The 4,232-nt window shown below is 74.4% G+C and carries 3 protein-coding genes; 1 reads left to right on the top strand and 2 read right to left on the bottom strand.

Going from position 1 to position 4,232, the window contains the following annotated elements; genetic code table 11:
* Positions 1-343 precede the first annotated feature (343 nt).
* Entirely contained in the window at positions 344-1,201 is an 858-nt protein-coding gene (locus AB0G17_RS37250; protein ID WP_361392709.1) for an MBL fold metallo-hydrolase, read from the top strand.
* A 15-nt stretch (positions 1,202-1,216) separates the two neighbouring features.
* Here AB0G17_RS37250 and AB0G17_RS37245 read toward each other — a convergent pair whose 3' ends face one another.
* A complete protein-coding gene (locus AB0G17_RS37245; RefSeq protein ID WP_361392706.1) occupies positions 1,217-2,605 on the bottom strand; it encodes a cellulase family glycosylhydrolase in 1,389 nt (462 codons plus the stop codon).
* Positions 2,606-2,669: 64 nt separating this feature from the next.
* Positions 2,670-3,635 carry a zinc-binding dehydrogenase gene (locus AB0G17_RS37240; RefSeq protein ID WP_361392704.1) on the bottom strand — a complete coding sequence of 322 codons (966 nt, stop codon included), beginning with the start codon at positions 3,633-3,635 and terminating at the stop codon, positions 2,670-2,672.
* Between the last annotated feature and the right edge of the window lie 597 nt (positions 3,636-4,232).

Raw genomic sequence — 4,232 nt, 5'->3', positions numbered from 1 at the left:
GCCGGGAGCGTGCCCCCGCGCCCCTTGAATGCCGCTGCGCGGCATCCCCGGGGCGCCCCGGAGGGGCGCTTTTAGGGGCGCGGGGAACTGCGCGAGCAACCCAACACGGCCCGCAGACGACAGCGGGTTCAGGGGCGCGGGGAACTGCGCGACCAGCCCGCCACCGGCCCGCAGACAAAGAGGAGCCCGGGGCGGGGTGCAGGGGCCGCAGGCCCCGCAAAGGGGGTCCGGGGGCGTAGCCCGCGCTCAGGGGTCCGGGGGCATCGGCCCCGGGAAAACCAGCTGAACCCACCCCAACCCCCGGAGGGTTCAGGGAAGGGGCGGGTGGGGGCAGACTAAGCCCGTGATCGACTTCCTCCGCACCCCCGACACCCTCACCCTCCCCACCCACTGGCACGCCGGCTGGCCCTCCCCCAAGCACGACCCGGCCCCCGAGATCCAGGTCCACCCCTACAGCGACCACACCCTCGTACTCCGGCAGAACAAGTCCGTCCACTTCGAGGCCCCCTTCCTCTTCCTCCTCTTCGGCAATGAGCGCGCCCTCCTCCTGGACACCGGCGCCACCGCCGACCCCGCCCACTTCCCGCTCCGCGAAACCGTCGACGCCCTGATCGACGAGTGGCTGACCCGCAACCCCCGCCCGGAGTACGGACTGCTCGTCGCCCACACCCACGGCCACGGCGACCACATCGCCGCCGACGCGCAGTTCGCGGACCGCCCCCGCACCACCGTCGTCCCGCCCGGACTCGACGACGTGGTCCGCCACTTCGGGTTCGCCGACTGGCCGCATCAGGCCGTCGAGCTCGACCTCGGCGGCCGCGTGCTCGACCTCATCCCCGGCCCGGGCCACCACCCCGACGCCGTCATCTTCTACGACCGGCACACCGCGACCCTGCTGACCGGTGACTCGCTGTACCCGGGCCGGCTGTACGTCGACGACGCCGCCGCGTACGCCGAGACCGCCGGCCGGCTCGTCGACTTCTGCGCCACCCGGCCCGTCACCCACGTCCTGGGCTGCCACATCGAGATGACCACCGCCCCGGGCGAGGACTACCCCCGGGGCACCACCTACCAGCCGGACGAGCCGCCGCTCCAGCTCACCGCCGCGCACCTGCACACCCTGCGCCGGGCGCTCGCGGAGACCGACGGCCGCCCGGGCTCCCATCCGTACGGGGACTTCATCCTCGTCCACAGGGGCTGACGCGGAGAAGGGGCCTCAGACGCGCGGCGCCACCGTCACGGTCACCGTCGCCCCCGCCACCGCCCGCACCGCCGGCCCCCGCACCGACGCGGGCCCCGCGACCCGGACCCGCCACCCCCGCGCGTCCCCCGGGACCGACAGCTCCGTCGTGCCCCGCCCCGCCACGTACACCAGGCGGTAGGTCCGCGTGGACGGGTCGTACGACTCCGATCGCACCCGCCCCGCGACCGCCCGCGCGTACGGCGTCGCGGTCAGCGCCTTGTTGCCCCGCAGCGCGCCCGCCGCGTCGGCCGCGCAGTAGCCGCCCCCGTAGCACCACACATAGCCCGCCCACCCGGAGGTGTAGCGCGCCAGCGAGGCCAGCGCGTCCGCGTAGAAGCGGGCCATGTGCGGGAGTTCGCTGTTGAGCGGGCCCCACTCGCCCACCACGACCGGCACCCGGTACTTCTTCGGATACGCGGTCACCGCCGCCTCGTACGACTCGATCCACCCCGCCGACGGGTCGTAGTCCGCGCCCGCCTCCATCGCGGTGTTGTAGAAGTGCGGCGCGTACACCACCCGGGGGTCCTTGATCTTTCCCAGGCCCGTCGGCACCCCCTCCCCCACCGCCGGCGTGGGCTCCACGAAGACCCAGTGCCGCCGGTCCGCCGAACGCACCGCCCGCGCCAGCCGGTCGTACATCGGCGTGAGCTGCTCGGCCTCGATCCGGCGCGCCGCCGTCGCCGGGTCCTCGCCCGCCCGGAACTCGCCCATCGGCTCGTTGATCAGGTCGTACCCGAGGACGGCCGGGTGGTGCACGAACCGCCGCGCCAGCACCCGCCACATCGAGGCCTGCGCCCGCCGCAGGTCCTCGTCGCCGTACAGATGCGTGAACGCGCGCTGCACGGCGGGCTCGTAGTACTCGGAGAACCAGTCGTCCGGGTGCGGGGTGAACGGCAGCCCGTCCGTCCGCGTCGCCCACGCGGGGATGCCCCGGTGCCCGAACGCCGGGCCGAAGACGTCCTGGTGGGCGTCGATGAGCACCCGGACGTCATGGCGGTGCGCCCAGTCCAGGATCCGTTCGATCTTCGCGAGGTACGCCTGGCTGTACCGGCCCCGCACCGGCTCCAGGTCGTCCCAGAAGACCAGCAGCCGGGCGAAGCCGAAGCCGTGCGCCCGCAGGTCGCGGAAGGTCCGCTCGGTGATCGCGGAGAGCGCCTGGTCACCCCGGTGCGTCTTGTCCTCCACGTTCCAGCCGCGGAGCGTGAGCGTGCGCCCCTGCTCGTCGGTGAGCCGGGGGATGCCGGGGGTGCCGGGGGTGCCGGGGATGCCGCCCGCCTCCCGCGCGTCGGCGGCGGGCGCCACCGCGCCGGTCGCGAGGACCGCACAACACCCCACGGCCGCGAGGAACTTGTCGGTACGCATGAGACACCTCCGGCATGTCGTCGGTGAGCATGCCGGAGATGAGATCAGGCTTTCTGACGAACCATCAAGAGGTCGTCAGCACGATCTTCCCGAAGACGTCGCCCGACTCGATCTTCTCGAAGCCCTCGCGCGCCCGGTCGAGCGGCAGCACCTCGTCGATGACCGGCCGTACGCCGGTGGCCGCGCAGAACGCCAGCAGGTCCTCCAGCTCCTCCTTGGTGCCCATGGTCGAGCCGACCACCTTCAGCTCCAGGAAGAAGATCCGGGTCAGCTCCGCGTGCGCGGGCCGGTCGCCGCTGGTCGCGCCCGAGATGACCAGCGTGCCGCCGGGCTTGAGCGACTTGACCGAGTGCGACCAGGTGGCCGCGCCGACCGTCTCGATCACCGCGTCCACGCGCTGCGGCAGCCGCGCGCCCGGCTCGTACGCCTCCAGCGCGCCCAGCTCGACCGCCCGCTTCCGCTTGGCCTCGTCGCGGCTGGTCGCGAAGACCCGCAGCCCGGCCGCCTTGCCGAGGACGATCGCGGCGGTCGCGACCCCGCCGCCCGCGCCCTGCACGAGCACGGAGTCGCCGGGCCGCACCCCGGCGTTGGTGAAGAGCATCCGGTACGCGGTGAGCCAGGCGGTCGGCAGACAGGCGGCCTCCGCGAAGCTGAGCTCCTTGGGCTTGGGCAGCACGTTCCAGGTCGGCACGGCGACCTGCTCGGCGAAGGTGCCCTGGTACTTCTCGGTGAGGATGGAGCGGCCCTCGCCGGGCCCCACGCCGTGGCCGGTCTGGCCGATCACGGAGTGCAGGACGACCTCGTTGCCGTCCTGGTCGACCCCGGCCGCGTCGCAGCCCAGGATCATCGGCAGCTTCTCCTCGCCGAGGCCGACCCCGCGCAACGACCACAGGTCGTGGTGGTTGAGCGAGGCCGCCCGGACGTCGATGAGGGACCAGCCCGGACGTACCTCGGGGGCGGGCCGCTCCCCCAACTCCAGACCGGTCAGCGGCTGGTCACGGTCGATGCGTGCGGCATAGGCGGCGAACATGCCCCGACGATAGGGGCGCCCGCGCCCCGCCCGGAACCGCCACCTGGTGTGACACGCCGCACCTTGCGCGGGGCACGCCCGAGATCGCTGCTCACCTGCGGACCCTGCGGAGCCGCTCGCGCAGTTCCCCGGGCCCCCTGGGAGGCCGTTCGACTGCGGAACGTGCTGGGTTGCTCGCGCCCACGCGGCGGAGCCGCACATGTCACAGCCCCGCGCCCCCTTTTGGCCCGGGGTTTGTCTGCGGGCCGGTGGGGGGCTGCTCGCGCCCACGCGGCGGAGCCGCACATGTCACAGCCCCGCGCCCCCTGGGGGGCCGCAGCCGGAGTGGTGGGCTCAGCCACGGCTTTTAGGGGCGCGGGGAACTGCGCGACCAGCCACCCACGGCCCGCAGCCGCGAGCGCACCCGCCGGGACCAGGGCGGGGCGGGGGGCAGCCCGCCGGGACCAGGGCGGGGCGGGGGCGCAGCCCGGCAGGGCCGGGGCTCCGCTGCGGGCAGCACGGCTGCCCGCCGCCGGCAAGGTAACCCGGGCCCCCCCCCCCCCGGCGGGGGGCACCGCCAAGGCGCGCCGGGCCAACCCCACCACCCCCGCCACCCCC

The organism is Streptomyces sp. NPDC023838 (assembly GCF_040639555.1).
GTDB lineage: Bacteria > Actinomycetota > Actinomycetes > Streptomycetales > Streptomycetaceae > Streptomyces.
This window is presented reverse-complemented; position numbering and strand designations above follow the sequence as displayed.

Coding starts and splice junctions, on each gene's coding strand:
- AB0G17_RS37245 (WP_361392706.1), bottom strand. CDS start 2,605: ATGCGTACCGACAAGTTCCTCGCGGCCGTGGGGTGTTGTGCGGTCCTC.
- AB0G17_RS37240 (WP_361392704.1), bottom strand. CDS start 3,635: ATGTTCGCCGCCTATGCCGCACGCATCGACCGTGACCAGCCGCTGACC.